Origin of the sequence: Mycobacterium helveticum, from assembly GCF_007714205.1 — a bacterium.
Classification (GTDB): Bacteria; Actinomycetota; Actinomycetes; order Mycobacteriales; family Mycobacteriaceae; genus Mycobacterium; species Mycobacterium helveticum.
In genome coordinates this window covers 1-422 of sequence record NZ_VMQU01000372.1, presented here as the reverse complement: position 1 = coordinate 422, position 422 = coordinate 1, and the positions used below count along the sequence as shown (strand labels likewise).

Below are 422 nucleotides of genomic sequence, written 5' to 3'. Positions count from 1 at the left end.
GATCGCGCGCACCGCAAACGTCGACACCTCAGCCAGCAACTCGGGCAAACCCCGACCGTCGGCCACCAAACCCGCCAAGTCGTCAACCGCGCCCCGCAAGTCAGCAACATCAGCAAAGACCTGCAACTCGCTCAGCGACCCCCGCGGTAACCCGTTGGCGTCCTCGGTAAACTCCGTCATACCTGCGCTCAATACTCTTGGCTGAACCGGGATTATACACCGAAGTCCAGCGTCCTACCCGCGGCGCAATCGTCGACGGATATCCTAAACATCATAGCATCGGCGGCGCGCCGGAAACCGGCCAGGCCAGCAACCGGACCAGACACCTGCTGGGCTCGAACGAGCCAAACCCCGGCAGCCGGTCGGTCTTGTCAACGTCGTCGTTGTTTCGATCTCCGCGCGCGCGAACACCTACCGCCTCG

The 422-nt window shown here is 63.0% G+C and carries 1 pseudogene; it reads right to left on the bottom strand.

The annotated features are described in order from the left end of the window. Positions 1–180 (bottom strand): annotated as a pseudogene (locus FPZ47_RS27980) (hypothetical protein); the annotation flags it as partial. Positions 181–422 lie beyond the last annotated feature (242 nt).